Source organism: Vibrio sp. Vb1337 (assembly GCF_033338715.1).
In the GTDB taxonomy this organism is placed as follows: domain Bacteria; phylum Pseudomonadota; class Gammaproteobacteria; order Enterobacterales; family Vibrionaceae; genus Vibrio; species Vibrio alginolyticus.
This window is the reverse complement of record NZ_JAWOTD010000280.1, coordinates 1-1,033: the sequence shown is the minus strand read 5'-3', so window position 1 is coordinate 1,033 and position 1,033 is coordinate 1. Positions and strand designations below refer to the sequence as shown.

General features: G+C 44.9%; 2 protein-coding genes. Both read left to right on the top strand.

Annotation, left to right across the window (positions count from 1 at the left end):
* Positions 1–288 (top strand): DUF496 family protein (locus R7E42_RS25635; RefSeq protein ID WP_318073330.1); only part of this gene is annotated, 288 nt, incomplete at its 5' end.
* A gap of 122 nt (positions 289–410) precedes the next feature.
* The coding region (locus tag R7E42_RS25630; protein WP_318073331.1) for an MATE family efflux transporter at positions 411–1,033 on the top strand (623 nt) is incomplete at its 3' end.

The following is a 1,033-nucleotide window of genomic DNA, read 5'->3' as shown; positions in this document are numbered from 1 at the left end:
CAAGCTCGTCGTAAAAACAAACTAAAACGTGAGCTTCTTGATAACGAGAAGAAAGTTCGTGATAACCGTAAACGTGTAGACCTTCTAGAAAACCTACTAGACTACATCAAACCAGAAATGTCTCACGATGAAATCGTCGCTATCATCAAAAACATGAAAGCTGACTACGAAGACCGCGTTGATGATCACATCATCAAAAGTGCAGAGATTTCTAAAGCACGTCGTGACATCAGCCGTCGCATTCGCGAACTGACTGAAGAAGACAAGCAAACTAGCGGCAAAAAATAAGTCCGATTAGTTCAAGTTTCAAACCCCGAGTGAGCATTCCTTACTCGGGGTTTCTTTTTGTCACTTTGTAGTCCAGTGTGTACAATAAAACCATTCTCGAATCCCAACACACTCTAATTCCTATGCCTTCAACTTCTACTAACGCACAACCTACGTTAGCAAAACAACTGTTTACGATGACATGGCCAATGCTGTTTGGTGTGTTGTCCTTAATGAGTTTTCAGCTTGTCGACAGTGCATTTATCGGTCAGCTTGGCGTTTTACCGCTTGCCGCTCAAGGTTTCACCCTACCGCTTCAAATGGTCATTATCGGCATTCAAGTAGGCTTAGGCATCGCGACTACCGCAGTGATCTCTAAAGCCTTGGGCGCGAATGATGCTCGCTATGCCAAACAACTTGGCGGATTGGTCTTAATGATTGGTTCAATCGGTGTTGCGGTATTCGGCCTCTTAATTTGGCTGCTGCGTTACCCTATTTTATCTCTGCTCAGCGCGCCAGAAACTGTTATGCCTATCATAGATAGTTACTGGCCTTGGTGGCTGCTGAGTTCATGGGCTGGTGCAGTCCTTTATTTTTACTACAGTATTTGTCGTGCCAATGGCAACACTATGCTTCCGGGCACGATGATGATGGTGACAAGTGGTGTGAACTTGGTATTAGACCCGCTGTTCATTTTCACGCTCGATCTCGGCATTAATGGTGCAGCGTTGGCAACCTTAGTTGCATTTGGGTTTGGTATCCTTGT